Source organism: Streptomyces violens (genome assembly GCF_000717745.1).
In the GTDB taxonomy this organism is placed as follows: Bacteria; Actinomycetota; Actinomycetes; order Streptomycetales; family Streptomycetaceae; genus Streptomyces; species Streptomyces violens.
In genome coordinates, this window is the sequence record NZ_JOBH01000002.1 from 257,564 (window position 1) to 277,466 (window position 19,903).

The following is a 19,903-nucleotide window of genomic DNA, read 5'->3' on the forward strand; positions in this document are numbered from 1 at the left end:
CACGAGGTGGGGGCACGACATCGCCATGGCACAGGGCTCGGTCCAGGTCACGCACTCCGGGACGTCGCGCTGGCGACGTCGCACAGGGGAGTACAGCTCCCTGGCCGCCGCCCTCGAAGCAGCCGGGGACGGCGATGTGCTGACCGTCGCGGCGGGCACGTACCGGGAGAACCTCGTGCTGGCCCGGGCGGTGACGCTGCGCGGGCCCGACGGGGCGCGCGGATCGGTGCGGATCGCGCCCGCCGACGGCGTGGCGCTGACCGTACGGGCCTCGGCGGTCCTGCAGGACCTGCACGTGGAGGCGCAGGACTCGGCGGCGCCCGCCCTTCTGGTGGAGGACGGCGCACCGGAGCTCACCGGGCTGCGCGTGGTGACGCGGTCCGCGACCGGTATCGAGGTGCGCGGCGGCGCCCGGCCCACGGTGCGGCGCTGCACGGTCGACAATCCGGGCGGCGTGGGCATCAGCGTGCTGGACGGGGCGGGCGGCGTCTTCGAGGAGTGCGAGGTGCTGGCTGCCGGGCAGACGGGCGTGGCGGTGCGCGGCGGGGCGCATCCGCGGCTGGAGCGCTGCCGGGTGCACCACACGAGCGGTGCCGGCCTGGCGGTGAACGGCGAGGGCAGCGCGGTCGAGGCGGTCGGCTGCGAGCTGTACGAGATCAAGGGCGCGGGCGTGCAGGTCGCCTCGCGCGCCACCGGACACCTCACCGACTGCACGGTGCACCGCACTTCGGCGGACGGCGTCACCCTGGACACGGACGCGGTGCTCACGGTCGCCGACTGCGACATCCACGACATACCGGAGAACGCACTGGACCTGAGGTCGCGTTCGGTGCTGACGCTGACCCGGAGCCGGGTACGGCACTTCGGGCGCAACGGCCTGTCCGTGTGGGACCCGGGCACCCGGGTGGACGCCAACCAGTGCGAGATCCACGACAGTACGGGCGACTACCCGGCGGTGTGGGTGAGCGACGGCGCTACGGCCGTCCTGGACTCGACCCGGGTGCACGACGTGCCGGACGCGCTCTTCGTGCTGGACCGCGGTTCGCGGGCCGATGTGGTCGATTCCGATCTCGCGCAGGTACGGAACACCGCCGTTTCGGTCAGCGACGGCGCGACCGTACAGCTCGACGACTGCCGCATCCGGGAGGCCGCGACCGGCGCGTGGTTCCGCGACCACGGCAGCGGCGGCACGCTCTCGGGCTGCACGATCGAGGACACCCAGACGGGCGTGATCGTCACCAAGGGCGCCGACCCGAACGTCGAGCGGTGCACGGTCAGCACACCGGCCGAAGCGGGCTTCTACGTGTCCGCTGAGGGCCGCGGCACCTTCCACAACTGCCGGGTCACGGGCAGTGCCGGCTACGGCTTCCATGTGATCGACGGCTGCCGTACGACGCTGACGCGGTGCCGTACGGAGCGGTGCGCGCGCGGCGGGTACGAGTTCGCCGAGGACGGGCCGACGGCGGTGGACTGCACCAGCGACGAGAGCCGGATGACCCAGCCGGCGGCCGCGGCGGTGCCGTCCGGCATGCCCTCACCGGCGGCCGCTGTGGCGCCTGTGACGGCCGCGCAGCCCGCGGGCACGGCCGGCCTGCTGGGCGGTGCCCCCGCGGCGCCCACGGCGCCGCAGACGCCCGCCGAGCCGGCCCCGGACACCCGGCCCTCGGACGAGGTCCTCGGCGAACTGGACACGCTCGTCGGCCTGGACAGCGTCAAGCGCGAGGTGCGCAGCCTGATCAACATGATCGAGGTGGGGCGGCGCCGGCAGCAGGCGGGCCTGAAGGCCGCCTCGGTCCGCCGCCACCTGGTCTTCACCGGCTCCCCCGGCACGGGCAAGACCACCGTCGCGCGGCTGTACGGCGAGATCCTGGCGTCGCTGGGCGTACTGGAGCGCGGCCACCTCGTGGAGGTCTCCCGGGTGGACCTGGTCGGCGAGCACATCGGGTCGACGGCCATCCGTACCCAGGAGGCGTTCGACCGGGCGCGCGGCGGGGTGCTCTTCATCGACGAGGCGTACGCGCTGTCCCCGGAGGACTCCGGGCGCGACTTCGGGCGCGAGGCGATCGACACCCTGGTGAAGCTGATGGAGGACCACCGGGAGGCGGTCGTGGTCATCGTGGCGGGCTACACCGCCGAGATGGAGCGCTTCCTCGCGGTCAACCCCGGTGTCGCCTCCCGCTTCTCGCGGACCATCAGGTTCGGCGACTACGACCCCGAGGAGCTGCTGCGGATCGTCGGGCAGCAGGCCGAGGAGCAGGAGTACCACCTCGCCGACGGCACCTCCGAGGCGCTGCTGAAGTACTTCACCGCGCTCCCGAAGGGGCCGTCGTTCGGCAACGGGCGCACCGCCCGGCAGACGTTCGAGGCGATGGTCGAACGGCACGCGGGCCGGGTGGCGCAGCTCCCCGACCCGAGCACCGACGACCTCACGCACCTCTACTCCGAGGACCTGCCGGCGCTGCCCTGAGAGGCGGCGGGCCGCTCCCCGGGGCCGGGGTCCCGCTCGGCCTCCGGCTCGCCGGGCTGCTGCGGTATCCCTGGCGCCAGATGGGCGAGGAGTTCTGCGCGGGCCGTCACGAACTCCGGGTCGGCCTGGTAGTCGCCGTGCCCGAGGGTCTGGGCGGGCAGCGGGTGCTGGAGGGTGCGCCCGAAGACCAGCGGGTCGCGCAGCGGCCCCCGGTCGATCGCCGCACCGTCCTCACAGGTGAGGCGGACCGGGCCGCCGATGGGGTCGGTGAACCGCCACAGGTTGCGCCAGGCGTCCATCTCGCGGTGCAGCCCGGTGAGCGCGGCGGGCCCGAAGAACGCCGGGAACCAGCGTCCGTAGAGCCGCTCCAGCGGCGACCCGTACGTGAGCAGCGCGACCCGGCTGCGCGTCACCGGGTCCAGCTGCCAGACGGCGGCGGCCGCGAGGACGCTGCCCTGGGAGTGCCCGGAGAGGACCAGGCGCCCGTCGTGGGTCTCGGTCCAGGTGGCCATCCGCCAGGTCAGGTCCGGGACGGCCCGCTCGGCGTAGCACGGGGGCGCGAAGGGATGCGCGGCGCGCGGCCAGAAGGTGCCGACGTCCCAGAGGATGCCGATGGTGCGGCGGGCCGAGGCGTCCTTGTAGGCGCGGCGTCCCATGGCCAGCAGGAGGACGACGCCGGCGCCCATCAGCCAGGAGCCGAGCGCCTGTGCCGTCTCGGCGACGGCGTCCACGAAGGCGGGCGCGCCGTCCAGCGCCCGGCCGGGCGGCAGGCCCGTGAGGCGGGCACCGAGCACCGCACCCGTACCGAGCACGAAGGTGACGGCCGTGATCACGCCGATCAGCACCGGCGCCCGGTCGGTGAGCCCCGCGCGGGCAATCGTGCCCGCGATCCCCTTGGTGCGCTGCGCGTCGGGCTTCTCCTCGTCCTCGTACAGCCCGGGGATGTCGGGGACGACCTCACGGCGGACGGCGAGCACCTGGAAGCCGGCCGCGACGACCAGCAACAGGACGACGATCAGCAGCACCGGGATGACCGATGCCTGCCAGGAGAGCAGTACGGGCGGGCCCGCCATCGGGGCGTGCGCGTCGCCCGGGGTGGCGCCGCGGTCCAGCCAGTCGGCGGTGCGCTGTGCCACTCCCCCGGTGAGCACGCCGCCCAGTGCGCAGGCGAGCAGCGCCACGGAGGCGCCGGCCAGGCCCGCGAGCGCGGTGCGCTCCGTGCCCCGCGCGGCCCGCTGGAGCACCCCGGCGGTCAGCAGCAGCCCGACGACCAACGCGCCCTGAAGGACGGCGAGTACCGCGAAGGTGCCGTCGCCCGGGAGGTGCCCGGCGGAGGTCCAGCCGGGACGCGCCCAGGCGGTGTGCACGGCGGTCAGGGCCAGCGCGCCGAGCGCGGCGTACGGGAGCCACCTGACGATCGGCCGGTCGGTCTCCACGTCGGGCTCCGCCTCGCTGCGCGCGGTGCGGCAGACGATGACCACGCTGAGCACCGCGAGGGCGGCGACCAGCGCGGCCAGCACGTACCCGGTCCAGCGCAGCCATACGTCGGCGCCGGGCCGGCCGTCGGCGTCGTGCGCGGTCAGGAGCAGCGCGGTGGCGATGGTGAGCAGCCCCGCCGCGGCGTGCGCCGAGCGCAGCCGGGCGACGACCCGGCGGCCGTACCAGAAGCCGTCCAGGCACAGCGTGGGGCGCTCCGAGGGCGGTGTGTCGCGGGACGTGCCGGGGCGGCGCGGCGGCGGGGACGCCGACTCGTACGCGCTCCAGGTGCGGTGCGAGAGCCACCACAGCAGGCCCACGAGGAGCAGCGGGAAGGCGCTCGCGACCACGAGGCGGCGGCCCGGCAGGCTCCACCAGCCGTCGTGCGCGGTGCTGAGGAAACCGAGCCAGGAGCGGTCCGCCGAGCACGAGAGGCTGCCCGCGCACTGCCAGGCGAGCAGGTCCAGGGCCACCTCGCAGGCCCCGGCGGCGAGCAGCACCGTGAGGGTGAGCGCGAGGATGCGTACGAGGACGTCGTAGAGGCGCTGGGCAGGGTGGCCGCGCGGGGCCGCGGGGCGCATCCAGTGCGCGAGGTTCGCGACCATGAAGGGCAGCAGGATCAGCCACAGGGCGCGGCTGCCGTTGCCCGAGGTGAGGTTGGACCAGCAGTACGCCTCGCGGACCGGCTCCTCGGGGTCGCTCTCGCGCTCGTCGACAGGGCGCTCCTCGGCGCCCGCATCGGTGGCGCAGCGATAGATGGCGGCGGTGTCGTCACCGGTGACGCGCACGACCCGGGGGTCGTCGAGCATCTCCGCCGGCGTGGTGCCGCCGACACCGTGAACCAGCAGTTCAAGGGCGATCCGGCGTGGTCTGTGCCCGGCGGCGGCGCCCTCGTCTCCGCCCGGGTCCGTAGTGGCTGCGGGCGCGGACCGGTACGTGATGTCCACTGTGCTTCCCCCGTTGTCCGTACGTCGATGTGCGTCCCGGATTCTTTCTTGCCCGCCGGAGCGCTGCATTCACCCCATCCGGTCCGGGGAGTCACTGTCAGTGCCTCGTGCGAGGATGTCCCCGAACAGCAGCGCTCTTGTGACCTGGGGCGCGCCGTGAGCCGGGACGAAGGGACAGGCCGGGTGAGTGACAACCAGAACCTCCTCGCCGAGCAGCGGCGTGCCCTGATCCTCGATGAGGTGCGGCGGCGCGGCGGCGTCCGCGTCAATGAGCTGACCCGCAAGCTGAGCGTCTCGGACATGACGGTCCGTCGGGACCTGGACGCGCTGGCCCGCCAGGGCGTCGTGGAGAAGGTGCACGGCGGCGCCGTCCCCGTGAGCGAGCCGAGCGCGCACGAACCGGGGTTCGAGGCGAAGTCCTCTCTGGAGCTGTCGGCGAAGGAGGCCATCGCCGAGGCGGCGGCCCAGATGGCGGCGCCGGGCAGCGCGATCGCGCTGGCGGGCGGCACGACGGCGTTCGCACTGGCCCATCAGCTGCTGGACGTGCCGGACCTGACGGTGGTGACGAATTCGGTCCGGGTGGCCGATGTGTTCTACGCCGCGCAGCGGGCGGCGGCGGGCGCCGGTGGCCCGCGTCCCGGAGCGGCCACGGTCGTGCTGACCGGGGGCGTGCGGACGCCGTCGGACACGCTGGTCGGCCCGGTGGCCGATGCCGCGATCCGCTCGCTGCACTTCGACGCGCTCTTCCTCGGGGTGCACGGCATATCCGTCGAGGCCGGGCTGTCGACGCCGAATCTCGCCGAGGCGGAGACCAACCGCCACTTCGTGCGATCGGCGCGCCGGGTCGTGGTGGTCGCTGACCACACGAAGTGGGGCACGGTGGGCCTGAGTTCGTTCGCCTCGCTGGACCAGGTGGACGTGCTGGTCACCGATCCCGGTCTGCCGGCGCACGCCCGGGCGGAGTTCGCGGAGTTGCCCCCGCGGCTGGTGGTGGCCGGTGAGCCGGAAGACGACGCAGACATCTGACGAGGCCCCAGCTATGGTGTGCGACGCCGGATTGTTCGACGTTCGGTCCTGACCTCATCACCGTGTGTAGGGGGTGCTCGTCCCATGACGCACCGACTGAGCCCTGTCGGGCTCGACTTCGCCGAGTCCGCGCCGCTGCGGATGGTCTTCGCAGCCGAGCTCTCCGCGCCCCCCGAAGCGGTGTACACCGCGCTCGCGGACGATGTCGGCTCCTGGTGCGCGTGGTTCACCGGGGTCTCGCGGATCACCCCGACCGACGGCGGCAAGGGCCGCTCGGTCCGGCTGACGGGCGGCACCCGCTTCCTCGAGAGCATCCTGGCCACCGAGCGCCCCGAGCACTACGCCTACCGCGTCGACGAGACCAACGTGCCGGGCCTGCGCGCCCTGCTGGAGGACTGGCGGCTCACCCCGGCGCCCGGCGGCACGCTCGTGCGGTGGACGTTCGCCGCCGACGGCCCCGCGCCGTTCCGCTCGATGATGCAGCTGAGCCGTCCGATGCTGGGCCGCGCGTTCCGCGACTCGATGCGGCAGCTGGACCGGCGCCTCGTCGGCGTGTGAAGGGCGCCTCGGCGGCGCCTGAGCGCGTGTGAGCGATGCGTCGGGGCGCGGGCGGCCCGGCCTCCGACGAGCCCCGCAGCGGACCCCTCACGCCGGCCAGGTGCCCTCGGCGAGGAAGGTCTGCAGGGTCCGGGCGTACGGCGCGATGTCCAGCCCCTGCTCGGCCAGCCAGGCGTCGGAGTAGTACTTGTCGAGGTAGCGGTCACCGGGGTCGCACAGAAGGGTGACCACCGAGCCCGTACGGCCCGCGGCGACCATCTCGGAGACGATCTTCAGCGCGCTCCACAGCCCCGTGCCCGTCGAGCCGCCCGCCTTGCGCCCGATGGCGGTCTCCAGCGCCCGTACGGCCGCCACGCTCGCCGCGTCCGGCACCTTCATCATCCGGTCGATCGCGCCGGGCACGAAGCTGGGCTCCATCCGCGGCCGCCCGATGCCCTCGATGCGGGAGGCGGTGCGGCAGTCCGTCTCGGCGTCGCCGTTCAGCCAGCCGTCGAAGAAACAGCTGTTCTCCGGGTCGGCGACGCACACACGGGTGTCGCGCTGCATGTAGTGCACGTAGCGGGCGATGGTCGCCGAGGTACCACCGGTGCCCGCGGTGGCCACGATCCACGTCGGGTCCGGGTACCGCTCCAGGCGCAGCTGCTGGAAGATCGATTCGGCGATGTTGTTGTTGCCGCGCCAGTCCGTGGCCCGCTCGGCGTAGGTGAACTGGTCCATGTAGTGCCCGCCGGTCTCGGCCGCGAGCCGGGCGGAGACGTCGTACACGGTCCGCGGGTCGGCGACCAGGTGGCAGGTGCCGCCGTGGAACTCGATCAGACGGGTCTTCTCGCGGCTGGTCGTCGCGGGCATCACCGCGATGAACGGCACCCCGATGAGCTTCGCGAAGTACGCCTCGGAGACGGCCGTGGAGCCGCTGGACGCCTCGATGACCGGCTTGCCGGGGCGGATCCAGCCGTTGCACAGCCCGTAGAGGAAGAGGGAGCGGGCGAGGCGGTGCTTCAGGCTGCCGGTGGGGTGCGTCGACTCGTCCTTCAGGTACAGGTCGATGCCCCACTGCTCGGGCAGCGGGAAACGCAGCAGGTGGGTGTCGGCGCTGCGGTTGGCGTCCGCCTGGACCTTGCGCACGGCTTCCTTGAGCCAGCCGCGGTAATCGGAGTCGGTGCGGTCGACGTCCAGGGTCGGCAGGGGCGCGCCTTCGGGTGCCGCCGGGAGGTCGCAGGACCCGTCGCGGGCACCCGCGAGGCCGTCGTCCCGCCCGTCCGTGTGCTGTGCGGTACTCATCGACGTGCTCCTCGCGGTCGTCCCGGCCCGCCGTGACCACCGGGCCCAGCTCGATCATAACCATCCTCCACACGCTGCTCACCTGCATAAACACCCCTTTGAGGAGCCCCAAGGAGCCCTCGGGGTACTGGTGTTCGCAGGCTCACGACCAGGGGAACTGGTGCCCGGGCCGCGATCCGGGCAGACTTCATGAAGGGCGCGGGCCTTTTCCCGTCGCCATGTGCGTGAGGAGGCGGTGCTCCATGAGGGAGCCGGAGTTCAACGCGACCGGTGTGCGCATCGAGCGCTGGCTGCGGTCGCTGACCCGAGCGGGTCAGGTCATCATCAGGGACGGCAGGCTGGCACTGCTGACGAGCTACGGCACGGAGATCGACAGCGCACCGCTGACGTCGGTCCAGGCCCACCGGCCGCGGCTGCTGGCCCGGGACCGCGCGTTCGCCACGATCAACGGCCATCGCTACTCCCTGACCATGGGCGCCCCCGAGCGCTTCCTGGACGCCGTACGGGCCGCCGGCGCCCGCACCTGACGCTCGTACCGGAGCGCCGGACGGAGACACCCGGAGGACCGCGCCTACGGACCGCGGAAGCGGGCGCGGGGAGCGTACGGGTTCACGACCGGCGGCACGGCGACTGCATTCGGGTGAAGACCGGTGGGACGCGCTGCGGTTGCGGCCCCTCTGCGGTTGCGGGAGTACGGGAGCGGGCCGACCCTGGACTGACTCGCATCACCAGGAGTTCGCCATCGGTGACTCCAGGTGAACGGGACATCGCCGGACCCGGTCCTCGCGTTTCCGTAGCGGCGGGCGCGCCCGGCCTCATCAGGGGAGTCGCGGTCGTGATCAGGCAGCCCAGCAGGCACTGCGCGGTGGAGCTCCAAGCCCTGCCGGCACGCATCGGCCAGATGCGCAGAATCGTATCGGCACAGCTACGTTACTGGCGTCTCGACGCCTTGATCGATCCCGCGACGCTCGGGGTGACGGAGCTGCTGGCCAACGTCCACCAGCACGCCCTGCCCAGCAAGCAGTGCACGGTGGAACTGTCTGTCCTGCTGGACCAGTTGACGGTGTCGGTACGCGATCTCGATCCCCGGCTGCCACAGCCCGCGGTGGCCGGGCCGCTGGACACCGGGGGCCGCGGGCTGACCCTGATCGCGGAGCTGAGCGAGAGCTGGGGCGCCCGCCCGGAGGACACCGGCAAGGTCGTGTGGTTCACGCTCCCGGCGCTCACCCGTGGCCGCGAGGAGCCGGGCCACGCGCTCAAGTGTCTGCCGGAACCGCCCGAGACGGAGCACGCCGAAGCGAGCGGCGGAGTACGCACACCCGCACGCGGCGCACGAGTGGGCTGAGCGCCCGGTCCCCCGAGGGGCAGGGCGCTCAGCCATCCGTACGGACACGAGCCGCGCATCGGGGGATGCCCCGTCCTTCAGGGTGACGGCCACGACCGTGCCGGCGTCCTGGACGCGATGCGGCTCCCAGGCCGCGCGGCTGACCACGCAGTCGCCCGCGAGCCCGTTCTCGCCGTAGACGGCGCGCACGGTGAACGTACGCCGGTCGCCGAACGCCGGCGTGCGACGCTCACCTCGCGCCTTCCTGGCCCTTGCCGTGCGTCCCGAACTGTTCGTCCAGTACGGAGAGCCGCCGCCAGTACTCGTCCTCGTCGATCTCACCGGAGGCGAACCGGTGGCCGAGTACGGAGAGGGGCGAGGGGCCGGCATCCGTGTGACCGGCCGCGGCGGACCGCTGCCAGGGGCCCCGCCCGCGCCATACGGTGCGCCGCAGCAGGGTGACCACGCCGATGACGGCGAGCGCCCACAGCAGCGGGAAGAACAGGATCCAGGGGCCGGGACCGCCGCCGGACCAGGGTGTTGCCAGGACATCCATGATGATCAGCTCCTCGAAGGTCACGCTGCTTCCGCGTCTCTTCGAGCCTGATCCGCCGGACGCCTCCCGTCGTCGTACGGACAGCGGCACCGGGCCTACCTCTTGGGGAGTACGCCCGGCAACGAGGGCGGCGGCGCCGGACTGTAACTACTGGTATGTAAAGTGCCTTCATGGCCACACGTCAGCGCCCCATCGGGGCCGTCACCGCCCCTGCCCTCCGTACTGTGCTGGGCGACCTGCCCCCGAAGGCGCTGCGCGGTCTGTTCGACGCGCACGACCACCTCTTTCTCGCCACGCCCCAGCTGCCCGGCCAGGAACTGGCGGACACCGGGGCCGCGGCCGCCGAGCTGCGCGCCTTCCGGGAGGCGGGCGGCGGCACAGTGGCGCAGTGGACGCCGTACGGGATGGGGCGCCACGCATCCGAACTGGAGCGCCTTTCCCGGGAGTCGGGCGTACGGATCGTGGCGGCCACCGGGCTGCATCAGGCGGCGCACTACGCACCGGAGACGCTCGAACAGGTCCGTAAGGACCTGGCAGGGCTGTTCGTGGCTGAGCTGACGGAGGGCATCGGCGGGCCCGGCAGCCCACGGGCCGGCCTCATCAAGGTGGCGGGCGGCTTCCACGGCTTGGACGCGCACGCCCGGCACGCGCTGTCCGCCGCGGCCGAGGCGCACCACGCCACGGGGGCGGCCATCGGCGTCCACCTGGAGCTGGGCACCGGCGCACTCGAGGTGCTCGACCTGCTGTGCAACAGGGCGGGAGTACCGCCGCAGCACGTGATACTCGGCCACCTCAACCGCTCCCCCGACGCGGCCGTCCACCGCGCGGCCGCCGAGGCCGGCGCCTATCTGGCCTTCGACGGCCCCTCGCGGGCGCACCACGCGACGGACTGGCGGCTCCCGGAGGCGCTGGCCGCGCTGGTCGACGCGGGGTTCGGCGACCACGTCCTGCTGGGCGGCGACACGACCACGGCCGGGGCCCGTTCGGTCGACGGCGGGCCGGGAATGCCGTACGTCGTACTCGGGCTGCGCCGCCGCCTCGAACTCACCCTGGAGAAGGACGCCGTGGAGCTCATGCTGACGGCCAATCCGGCGCGCGCCTTCGCCACGGAGTGGCGGGCCTGAGCCGCGACGCACACCCGGATGCGTCAGCCGGCGCGCTCGCTCTCGAGGACGACCAGCGGGTCGTCCAGCACCGGCTGCCAGGCCAGCTCGGCCGCGCCCACCAGGGCGTTGTGGTCCAGGGTGCAGGGCAGTATCGGTACGCCGCCGCTGCGCCCCCAGAGGCTGCGGTCCGCCACTACTGCCCGCAGCCGCTCCGGGTCGGCCTCCAGAAGCGCGCGGTGCAGCCCCCCGAGGATGATGCGGTCGGGGTTCAGGATGTTGACCAGTCCCGCGATGCCGAGGCCGAGCCGGTCGATCAGCAGCTCGCCGGCGGCCCGTACGGAGGCGTCCGCGTACTCCTCGCGCAGCAGATCCGTCGCCTGCTTGAGCAGCGAGCCCTCGGGGCCCGGGGTGCGGCCCGCGGCGCCGAGGAAGGCGAGCGGGTCCGCCTCGACGTCGAGACAGCCGCGGCTGCCGCAGTGGCAGGGGGCGCCCTCCGGGTTGACGGTGAGGTGCCCGACCTCCAGGGCCAGGCCGGAACTTCCGCTGTGCAGGCGGCCGTCCAGTACCAGCGCGCCGCCGACGCCGCGGTGGCCGGAGGCCACGCACAGCAGGTCGCGGGCGCCGCGCCCGGCGCCGTGGCGGTGTTCGGCGAGGGCCGTGAGGTTGACGTCGTTGCCGCTGAAGCCGACGTGCTCGGTGACGCCCGGCACCTTGGCGTCGGCCAGCGCCTGGAGGAACAGCGCCCGTACGGGGGCGCCGGCGGGCCAGGCGAGGTGCAGCGGGTTGAGCGCCTCCCCGTCGGGCTCGGCGACCGCGGAGGGCACGGCGAGCCCGGCGCCCAGGCACTGCCGCCCGGAGTCGCGCAGCAGCCCGGAACCGGCGCGTACGGCCTCGGCCAGGATGTGCGCCGGGTCGGCGGGGATGGTGCCGCAGCCGGACGTGGTGGCCACAATCCGGCCACCGAGACCCACCAGGGCGACCCGGTAGCCGTCGGCGTGGATCTGCACGGCCAGCACTACGGGCCCCTGGTCGGCGATGAACAGCCGGTGCGAGGGGCGCCCCTGGGTGCCGGCGGCGGCGGTCGGGTGCGCGTCGACGGTGATGAGGCCGAGCGCTTCCAGCTCGGCGGCCACCGCACCGGCCGTCGCGCGCGTCACGCCGAGTTCGGAGGTCAGTACGGCACGCGTCGGCGCGCGCCCGGTGTGTACGAGCTCCAGCGCGGGCCCGAGCGCGCCACGGCCCCGCTCCAGCCTGGTCGTCCGTGTGTGGGTCACGCCGTCCATTCTGACTTTGTATCCGGTATGAACAAAACACGGCCCGCCGCCTCCCGGAAATCCGCCGGTCGCGCGCCGCACACCGAGACGCTACCCCCGCGCCCGCACCGTGTACGGCCACCCGTCCGCTCGCCCCGAGGGGGGCCGCGGCCGGCCCGGCGCCCATGCGGCCGGAATCACGCACTGACAGCCCACGGTTCCGGCTCGATACTTGAGTACGGACGCCCGCATGTGAGTACGAACACGGATGTCCGTCCCGCCCGGAGCACGTACGACTGGACACGTACCTCTGCAACTGCACATGGACCGCCCCTGGGGGGACACATGAAGGCGATACTCCGGCACCGCGACCCCGAGACGCCCCGGCAGCGGGCGCACCCTGCTCCCCGCCTGCGCGACGCGGCGCGGCTGACGTTCGGCAATCCCGTCTCCTGCATCTACCTGACCCTGGTCGCCGCGGCGGTGGTCTTCGCCGTCGTCGACTCGCTCTTCGTCGACCATCCGGACGCCTCGATGTCCGGCGTCTGGGCCGCGCTGCTCACCTCCCCGACACTTTTCCCGCTGTGGTTCGCGGGGGATGCGATGTGGAGCGACGCGGGCGCTCCCGCCTGGTACTCGATGGCCACCATCGGCCTCGCGGCGCTGGTCAACGCGCTGCTGCTGGGTCTGGTCCACCGCGCTCTGCGCAGCCGGCCGGCCGCGCCCAAGGCCGTTGTCAGTGGCGGCTGGGACACTCGGTGGTATGGAGATCACTGAATTTGTCGAAATGCTCCGCCGGGACGGCCAGTTGCTGGCGGACGCCGCGGACAAGGCCGGCCCCGACGCCTCGGTCCCGTCCTGTCCCGACTGGCAGGTCCGCGACCTGCTCGTGCACATCGGCCGCGTCCACCGCTGGGCGACGGGATATGTCACGGGCGCGACGGACGGGCGCGTGCGGCCGCCCGAGGCGCCCGACCTGGACGGCACGGCGCTGGTGGAGTGGGTGCGCGAGGGCCATGCCGCGCTGGTCGCGGCGCTGGCGGCGGCCCCGGCCGACCTGGCTTGCTGGACCTTCCTGCCCGCTTCTTCGCCGCTGGCGTTCTGGGCCCGCCGGCAGGCTCATGAGACGGCGATACACCGCATCGACGCCGAGGCGGCGCTCGGTGCCGGCTTCTCCGCCGTCGATCCCGCGTTCGCCGCGGACGGCATCGACGAGCTGCTGACGGGCTTCCTCGCCAGTGACCGCGCCCGCGCGCGCACGGCGCCCGACAAGGAGTTGTATATACGCACCACGGACGCGCCCGGCGCCGCCGGCACGGGCAACGCCGCCTGGCGGGTGCGCCTTTCGGACACGCCGCCTCGTACGGAGCGGGAGACGGCGACCGGCGACGAGGACGGCGCGGCGGGCCCGGCGACCGGCTCCGCGCCGGACTGTGTGCTCGAAGGCCCCGCGGCGGACCTCTACGCGATGTTGTGGAACCGCCTGCCGTGGCAGAGCTCGGAGGCGGTGACGGTGACGCTCGCCGGCGACGGCTCCTTCCCCCGGCTCTGGCAGGAGCTGTTCGCGATCTGATCGCGGCCGTGGCCCGCCGGCGACCGGCCCGCGGGCCCCGTGCGGGGCACGGACGGCCGCGGTCCTCAGCCCGCGAAGGCCGGCTGGTCGAGCCCCTTGCCCGCGCCCGGGACGACGAGCACCGAGCCCTCCAGCGGATGCCGCGGCGTGTCCTCCTGAGCCGTGGTGATGTAGAGGTCGGTGAGGTCACGGCCGCCGAAGGCGCAGGCGGTCGGGCGCCGGACGGGCAGTTCGACCGTACGGTCGAGGGCGCCGTCGGGTGTGTAGCGGCGCACCTGCCCGCCGTCCCACAGCGCCACCCAGACGCAGCCCTCCGCGTCCACGCACAGCCCGTCCGGGAAGCCGGCGCCCTGCTCGATCTCCACGTAGGGACGCCGGCCGTGCGCGAACTGCCCCGCGGCGCCCCCGTCTTCGGCGCCCGCGTCTCCGGCAGCCACGTCGAAGACGTCGATCCGCCGGGTCGGGGTGTCGATGTAGTACATCAGCCGGCCGTCCGGGCTCCAGCCGATGCCGTTGCTGACCGTGACGTCCGAGAGCACCCGCACGGTGCAGCCGTCCGGCGCGACGCGGGACAGCGTGCCGCCGCCCGGCGTCTCGTCGTACGACATGGTCCCGGCCCACAGCGCGCCGTCGGGCGCCACGGCCGCGTCATTGCCACGCCGCCCCGGCACCGCTTCGTAGGAGAGCCAGGAGAACTTCCCGGCCGCGTCGTAGAGGCCCACTCCGTCCCGGAGGTTGACGACCAGACCGCCTGCTGCGCGCGGCTTCGCGGCGCCCACGTGCTGTTCGGTGACCATGACGGTGCGGCGCCCGGTGGCGGGGTCGTACGTGTGCACCCGACAGGTGAGGATGTCCACCCAGATCAGCCGCGCGTGCGCGGCGTCCCACGTCGGCCCCTCACCGAGCCGCGCGCCCGACCGCACCGCAACGTCCCACTGCCTCATGACCGCTCGCCTTCTCCCGGCACCAGTTCTTCCGGCTCTCCCGGCGCGAGTAGCTGCGGCACGAGGCGTGCGCCACTGCCGTGCATGCGCTGGTTCCGGCCGGTGACCGGCCGGAAGCGCTCAGCCTATGAGCGGCCGGAGGGCAGCGGCAATCCCGTGCGCATGACAGACTCGTGCCGTGTCTCCGACCCTCTCGCAGGCCCAACGAGACGCCGTCACCGTCGAGATCGTCTTCGCCGTGGTGACCGGTGCGCTCGTCGGCGCCCTCGCCTTCCTGATCTGCGCGGCGCCCGCCCTCTGGGACGTGCTGCCCGCCTCCTGGCGCGGCTCCTGGCTCGTGGGCGCGGCGCTGGTCGGCGGCGTGGCCTTCGTCCACCGGGTGGTGCGGGTCCTGTGGCGGTGGCGTCAGCCCAGCCAGCCGGGGCGCACGAGCCCCGACTCGTAGGCCAGCACGACCAGTTGGGCCCGGTCCCGGGCCCCGAGCTTCACCATCGTGCGGCTGACGTGCGTCTTGGCCGTGAGCGGGCTGACGACGAGCCGCCGCGCGATCTCCTCGTTGGACAGCCCGATGCCGACCAGCGCCATCACCTCCCGCTCCCGCTCGGTCAGTCGGTCCAGCCCTGCCGCCGCGGCAGGCTCCTTCGAACGGGCGGCGAACTCTGCGATCAGCCGCCGGGTCACCCCCGGGGACAGCAGCGCATCACCGGCGACCACGGCGCGTACGGCACGCAGCAGTTCGTCCGGCTCGGTGTCCTTCACGAGGAACCCGGAGGCGCCCGAGCGGATCGCCTCGAACACGTACTCATCCAGCTCGAAGGTGGTCAGCATGACCACCTTCACTCCGGCCAGCCGCTCGTCCCCGGTGATCCGCCGGGTGGCGGCCAGCCCGTCCACGACCGGCATCCGGATGTCCATGAGGACGACATCGGGCCGCCGCTCCCGTACGGCCGTCAGCGCCTCCTCGCCATCGGCCGCCTCACCGACCACCTCGATGTCCGGCTGCGCGTCCAGCAACGCCCGGAAGCCGGCGCGTACCAGCACCTGATCGTCAGCGAGCAGTACCCGGATCACGCGCTCTCCTCGTCATCATCGCCCGCCGCGCGGGCCGCCGTCTCGCCGTCCTCCGCACCAGTACCACTGCTCCCCCCGCAGCGGGAGCGTGGCGCGCACGGTGAAGCCGCCGTCCGGGCGCGGGCCCGCCTGGACCTCGCCGCCGAGCGCGGCGGCGCGTTCGCGCATGCCGACCAGGCCGTTTCCGCCACCGGGCGGTCCCTCGCCCGTGGCCGGCCCGTCGTCGTCGACGCGAAGACGCAGGGCGTCCGCCGCCCGTGCCAGGTGCACACGTGCGCTGCGGGCCCCGGAGTGCCGGACGATGTTCGTCAGCGCCTCCTGGACGATACGGAAGGCCGCGAGGTCCGCGCCCGGCGGCAGCCCGGACACCCGGCCCTCGACCGACACGGCCACGTCGAGCCCCGCGCTCTTCGCCTGCTCGGTCAGTTCGGGCAGCCGGGCCAGTCCGGGCGCCGGTGACCTGGGCGCCCGCCCCTGCGCGCGCAGCGTGTCGAGCACCTGCCGGACCTCGCCGAGCGCCTCCTTGCTGGCTCCCTTGATCGTCGTCAGGGCCGTACGCGCCTGTTCGGGGTCGTCGTCGAGCAGGGCGAGCCCGACGCCGGCCTGGACGTTGATGACGGAGAGGCTGTGTGCGAGGACGTCGTGCAGCTCCCGCGCGATCCGCAGACGTTCCTCGTCGGCCCGGCGCCGCTCCGCCGCCGCGCGTTCGGCCCGGGCGTGCGCGAGCTGTTCGCGGCGTACGCGGCCCAGCTCGGACGCGGCGACGATCGCCACCACCCAGGCGGCGACGATCAGCTCCTGCCCCCACGGCGCGGCACCGTCGGCGGCCGGCGGCAGCCATCGGTACAGCCAGTGCCCGACGAGCAGATGCCCGGCCCACAGCAGCCCCACCGCGCTCCAGGCCGCGACGCGCCGCCCCGCCACGACAGCGGCGACGCACCCGACCGCCACGAACAGGAAGGCCGGACCGTACGGATACCCGCCACCGAGGTAGAGCAGCGCGGCGGCCGCGGTGCCGAACGCGACGACGCGCGGAAAACGATGCCGTACGAGCAGCAGGAGGGAGCCCGCGAGCAGCAGAAACTCCGCAAGACCGTCCAGGGGCGCCCGGTCCGGCTGCCCGTGCGCGGCGAAGCGCGTACCGACCTGTACGAACACGGCGATCAGCAGGGTCGAACGCCAGGGCAGGCGCCGCGCGGTGCCGTCGTCGGGCCACGAGTCCGGCGACCGCTCACCGCCCGGAGTCACGGACCGGCGCCCGCGCGCGGGCCCGAGCCGTCCTAGGCGGTCCCGCACCCACGACGGCCGCCCCTTGTCCACGCCGCTGTCCATGCCGCCACGCTAGCCCGCCCCATGCGCCCGGGGCGTCCCCCTGGCGCGGTGCCGGCCGGTACTCCGTGGGGAGTACGGAGAGGGGCAGAGGAGCGGGGGAACAGCCCCGCCCCCTCACCGATCCGAACTCACCGATCCAACGCCGACAGCGCCCGGTGGGCCAGCGGATGGGTGCGGACGAGCTCTGCCAGGGTGGTCGTGCCGCGGGTGATCTTCGTGAAGGCGTTCCATGCCGGGCGGAAGCCCGTGATCGTGGCGTGCAGGAGGCCCGGACGGCGGGAGAAGACCGCGAGCATCCGGCGGCCCACGCCCATCTCGACGCCCAGCCCAGCCTTGATCGCAAAGGCGTAGTTGAGCGCCTGGCGGCGCGCGTCCACCGCGTCGTGCGCCTCGGCCACCCGTACCGCCCACTCCCCCGCGAGCCGGCCCGACCGCAGGGCGAAGGAGATGCCCTCGCGCGTCCACGGCTCCAGCAGCCCGGCCGCGTCGCCGCAGACCATCACCCGGCCCCGCGACAGCGGCGAGTCCTCGGCGCGGCAGCGCGTCAGATGCCCGGACGAGATCGACGGCTCGAAGCCCGCGAGCCCCAGCCGCGCGATGAAGTCCTCCAGGTACCGCTTGGTGGCCGCACCTTCGCCGCGCGCGGAGATCACACCGACGGTCAGCGTGTCGCCCTTGGGGAAGACCCACCCGTAACTGCCCGGGATCGGCCCCCAGTCGATGAGCACCCGCCCCGCCCAGTCCTCGGCGACCGTCGGCGGCACCGGGATCTCCGCCTCCAGACCGAGGTCCACCTGGTCGAGCTTGACCCCGACGTGCGCGCCTATCCGGCTCGCGCTGCCGTCCGCGCCGACCACAGCCCGCGCGAGCACCGTCTCGCCGCCGCTCAGCACGACCGCGACGGTACGGCGGTCGGGAACGGCGCTGCCGTGCTGCTCGACGCGGCTGACCGTGACGCCCGTACGCAGCTCGGCGCCCGCCTTCTGCGCGGACTCGACGAGCTGGGCGTCGAACTCGGGGCGGTTGATGAGTCCGAAGAGCATCTGCCGGGAGCGGCGCGTTCGCGTCAGCTTGCCGTTCAGGGAAAACGTCACGGCATGCACGCGGTCCTGCAGCGGCAGCTCGAAGCCGGGCGGCAGCGCGTCGCGCGAGGGGCCGATGATGCCACCGCCGCAGGTCTTGTACCGGGGAAGTTCGGCCTTCTCCAGGATGAGTACGCGGCGTCCCGTACAGGCCGCGGCATAGGCCGCCGAGGCGCCCGCAGGCCCCGCGCCGACCACCACCACGTCCCACACGAAACGGCCGTCCTGGGCTGCGCTCTCGCTGCTCACCTGTGCTGCTACTCCCGATCGATCCCTGGTACGAATCCCTGGCATGGATCCCTGGCTGCCGTACCGCCCGCACCATTGCGCGTACCGCCCGTGCCGTGCGCGTACCGCCCGCATCCTACGGCTCGCTGATCGCGGAGGTGCCTGTGGGAAGATCGGAGGCACCATCCCCTACGCAGGACGCGTCACGTACGCATGCTCACCGGACGGAATCCGCGCCGCCCCGGGCCCCCGCGGACACCGTCCCGACAGGACAACGTCGCGCCCACAAGGAGCGTTCCCATGCCTGACAGCCCGCTCGCCACCACCGTCGCCGCGCTGCAGTCCCGCGCCCGGGCCGAACTGACCGAGCTGGTGGCCTTCAAGTCGGTCGCCGACCCCGCGCAGTTCCCGAAGAGCGAGTGCGAGGCCGCGGCCCGGTGGATAACGGGTGCGCTGCGGGCCGAGGGCTTCGAGAACGTGGAGATCCTGGAGACCCCGGACGGCACCGAGTCCGTCTACGGCTTCCTGCCCGGCCCGGCCGGCGCCCCCACCGTCCTGCTGTACGCGCACTACGACGTGCAGCCGCCGCTGGACGACAGCGCCTGGCTGAGCCCGCCCTTCGAGCTGACCGAGCGCGACGGCCGCTGGTACGGCCGCGGCACCGCCGACTGCAAGGGCGGCCTGATCATGCACCTGACGGCGCTGCGCGCGCTCAAGGAGCACGGTGGTGTGCCGGTCAACGTCAAGGTGATCGTCGAGGGCTCGGAGGAGCAGGGCACGGGCGGCCTGGAGCGGTACGCGGAGGCCCACCCCGACCTGCTCACCGCCGACGCCATCGTCATCGGCGACACCGGGAACTTCCGCGCCGGCCTGCCCACGGTCACCGCCTCGCTGCGCGGCATGACGATGCTGCGCGTACAGGTGGACACGCTGGCGGGCAATCTGCACTCGGGGCAGTTCGGCGGCGCCGCGCCCGACGCGCTCGCCGCGCTGATCCGCATCCTGGACTCACTGCGTGCCGAGGACGGTGCCACAACGGTCGAGGGGCTGGCGGCGGACGGTACGTGGCAGGGCCTCCAGTACGACGAGGCGGAGTTCCGCAAGGACGCCAAGGTGCTGGACGGCGTGGAACTGATCGGCTCCGGCAGCATTGCCGACCGCATCTGGGCCCGCCCGGCCGTCACCGTCATCGGCATCGACTGCCCGCCGGTCGTCGGCGCCACCCCGTCGGTACAGGCGAGCGCGCGGGCGCAGATGAGCCTGCGGGTGCCGCCGGGCCAGGACGCCGCCGAGGCCACCAAGCTGCTCACCGCGCACCTGGAGTCGGCCGCGCCCTGGGGCGCCCGCGTCACGGTCGAGCAGGTCGGCCAGGGCCAGCCGTTCAGCGCCGACCTCAGCAGCCCGGCGTACGAGTCGATGGCGGCGGCGCTGCGCGAGGCGTACGACGGTACCGAGATGCAGTCCGCCGGCATGGGCGGCTCCATCCCGCTGTGCAACACGCTCGGCGCGCTGTACCCGGAGGCGGAGATCCTGCTCATCGGGCTGAGCGAGCCGGAGGCGCAGATCCACGCGGTGAACGAGAGCGTGTCCCCGGAGGAGCTGGAGCGGCTGTCGCTGGCGGAGGCGCTGTTCCTGCAGCGGTACGCGGGGAGCAAGGCGGGGGCGTAGGAGCGTACGGG

General features: G+C 73.5%; 18 protein-coding genes. 10 read left to right on the plus strand and 8 right to left on the minus strand.

The genetic code is table 11. The features are described from left to right. Nucleotides 1-25: 25 nt before the first annotated feature. Nucleotides 26-2,467, plus strand: a complete 2,442-nt coding sequence (locus IF04_RS0104440) for a right-handed parallel beta-helix repeat-containing protein (RefSeq protein WP_030251171.1) — start codon at nt 26-28, stop codon at nt 2,465-2,467. On the opposite strand, the gene IF04_RS0104445 is transcribed toward IF04_RS0104440, so the two are convergent. Next, complete coding sequence (locus IF04_RS0104445; protein ID WP_425428362.1) at nt 2,437-4,959, minus strand: hypothetical protein; 2,523 nt, start codon at nt 4,957-4,959, stop codon at nt 2,437-2,439. The genes IF04_RS0104440 and IF04_RS0104445 overlap by 31 nt on opposite strands. A gap of 114 nt (nt 4,960-5,073) precedes the next feature. On the opposite strand from IF04_RS0104445, the gene IF04_RS0104450 reads away from it, so the two are divergent. Next, complete coding sequence (locus tag IF04_RS0104450) at nt 5,074-5,916, plus strand: DeoR/GlpR family DNA-binding transcription regulator (protein ID WP_030251177.1); 843 nt, start codon at nt 5,074-5,076, stop codon at nt 5,914-5,916. Nucleotides 5,917-6,000: 84 nt separating this feature from the next. Then, a complete protein-coding gene (locus IF04_RS0104455) occupies nt 6,001-6,474 on the plus strand; it encodes an SRPBCC family protein (RefSeq protein WP_030251181.1) in 474 nt (157 codons plus the stop codon). A gap of 87 nt (nt 6,475-6,561) precedes the next feature. Here the strand turns inward: IF04_RS0104455 and IF04_RS0104460 are convergent, their stop codons facing one another. Then, nucleotides 6,562-7,755, minus strand: a complete 1,194-nt coding sequence (locus IF04_RS0104460) for a PLP-dependent cysteine synthase family protein (protein ID WP_425428363.1) — start codon at nt 7,753-7,755, stop codon at nt 6,562-6,564. A 242-nt stretch (nt 7,756-7,997) separates the two neighbouring features. On the opposite strand from IF04_RS0104460, the gene IF04_RS0104465 reads away from it, so the two are divergent. Further along, on the plus strand, nt 7,998-8,282 hold the full coding sequence (locus IF04_RS0104465; protein WP_030251186.1) for a hypothetical protein: 285 nt from the start codon (nt 7,998-8,000) through the stop codon (nt 8,280-8,282). A gap of 308 nt (nt 8,283-8,590) precedes the next feature. Next, nucleotides 8,591-9,100, plus strand: coding sequence for an ATP-binding protein (locus IF04_RS0104470; RefSeq protein WP_078599839.1), 510 nt, complete (start codon nt 8,591-8,593; stop codon nt 9,098-9,100). Nucleotides 9,101-9,329: 229 nt separating this feature from the next. Here IF04_RS0104470 and IF04_RS0104475 read toward each other — a convergent pair whose 3' ends face one another. Next, nucleotides 9,330-9,635: an SHOCT domain-containing protein gene (locus IF04_RS0104475; protein ID WP_030251190.1), complete on the minus strand. Its 306-nt coding sequence runs from the start codon at nt 9,633-9,635 to the stop codon at nt 9,330-9,332. Between the two features lie 170 nt (nt 9,636-9,805). On the opposite strand from IF04_RS0104475, the gene IF04_RS0104480 reads away from it, so the two are divergent. Beyond that, the gene (locus tag IF04_RS0104480; protein ID WP_051830688.1) at nt 9,806-10,759 is read left to right on the plus strand and encodes a phosphotriesterase family protein; all 954 of its coding nucleotides are present in this window, start codon (nt 9,806-9,808) and stop codon (nt 10,757-10,759) included. A gap of 23 nt (nt 10,760-10,782) precedes the next feature. On the opposite strand, the gene IF04_RS0104485 is transcribed toward IF04_RS0104480, so the two are convergent. Beyond that, on the minus strand, nt 10,783-12,015 hold the full coding sequence (locus tag IF04_RS0104485) for an ROK family protein (RefSeq protein WP_030251195.1): 1,233 nt from the start codon (nt 12,013-12,015) through the stop codon (nt 10,783-10,785). Between the two features lie 324 nt (nt 12,016-12,339). On the opposite strand from IF04_RS0104485, the gene IF04_RS0104490 reads away from it, so the two are divergent. Continuing rightward, complete coding sequence (locus IF04_RS0104490; RefSeq protein ID WP_051830690.1) at nt 12,340-12,771, plus strand: SCO4225 family membrane protein; 432 nt, start codon at nt 12,340-12,342, stop codon at nt 12,769-12,771. Further along, a complete protein-coding gene (locus tag IF04_RS0104495; RefSeq protein ID WP_030251201.1) occupies nt 12,758-13,567 on the plus strand; it encodes a maleylpyruvate isomerase family mycothiol-dependent enzyme in 810 nt (269 codons plus the stop codon). Before IF04_RS0104490 ends, IF04_RS0104495 begins: the two co-directional genes overlap by 14 nt. A gap of 65 nt (nt 13,568-13,632) precedes the next feature. On the opposite strand, the gene IF04_RS0104500 is transcribed toward IF04_RS0104495, so the two are convergent. Beyond that, entirely contained in the window at nt 13,633-14,511 is an 879-nt protein-coding gene (locus tag IF04_RS0104500) for an SMP-30/gluconolactonase/LRE family protein (protein WP_030251203.1), read from the minus strand. A 178-nt stretch (nt 14,512-14,689) separates the two neighbouring features. On the opposite strand from IF04_RS0104500, the gene IF04_RS38590 reads away from it, so the two are divergent. After that, nucleotides 14,690-14,956: a DUF6332 family protein gene (locus tag IF04_RS38590; RefSeq protein ID WP_030251206.1), complete on the plus strand. Its 267-nt coding sequence runs from the start codon at nt 14,690-14,692 to the stop codon at nt 14,954-14,956. On the opposite strand, the gene IF04_RS0104510 is transcribed toward IF04_RS38590, so the two are convergent. From IF04_RS0104510 to IF04_RS0104520, 3 genes are all read right to left on the minus strand, one after another. Further along, nucleotides 14,917-15,582 carry a response regulator transcription factor gene (locus IF04_RS0104510; RefSeq protein ID WP_030251209.1) on the minus strand — a complete coding sequence of 222 codons (666 nt, stop codon included), beginning with the start codon at nt 15,580-15,582 and terminating at the stop codon, nt 14,917-14,919. The two genes, IF04_RS38590 and IF04_RS0104510, sit on opposite strands and share 40 nt — an antisense overlap. Nucleotides 15,583-15,597: 15 nt before the next feature. Continuing rightward, nucleotides 15,598-16,914: a sensor histidine kinase gene (locus IF04_RS0104515; protein WP_078599841.1), complete on the minus strand. Its 1,317-nt coding sequence runs from the start codon at nt 16,912-16,914 to the stop codon at nt 15,598-15,600. A gap of 128 nt (nt 16,915-17,042) precedes the next feature. Continuing rightward, nucleotides 17,043-18,245, minus strand: a complete 1,203-nt coding sequence (locus IF04_RS0104520; protein WP_030251216.1) for a geranylgeranyl reductase family protein — start codon at nt 18,243-18,245, stop codon at nt 17,043-17,045. A 279-nt stretch (nt 18,246-18,524) separates the two neighbouring features. On the opposite strand from IF04_RS0104520, the gene IF04_RS0104525 reads away from it, so the two are divergent. After that, a complete protein-coding gene (locus IF04_RS0104525; protein WP_030251218.1) occupies nt 18,525-19,892 on the plus strand; it encodes a dipeptidase in 1,368 nt (455 codons plus the stop codon). Nucleotides 19,893-19,903 lie beyond the last annotated feature (11 nt).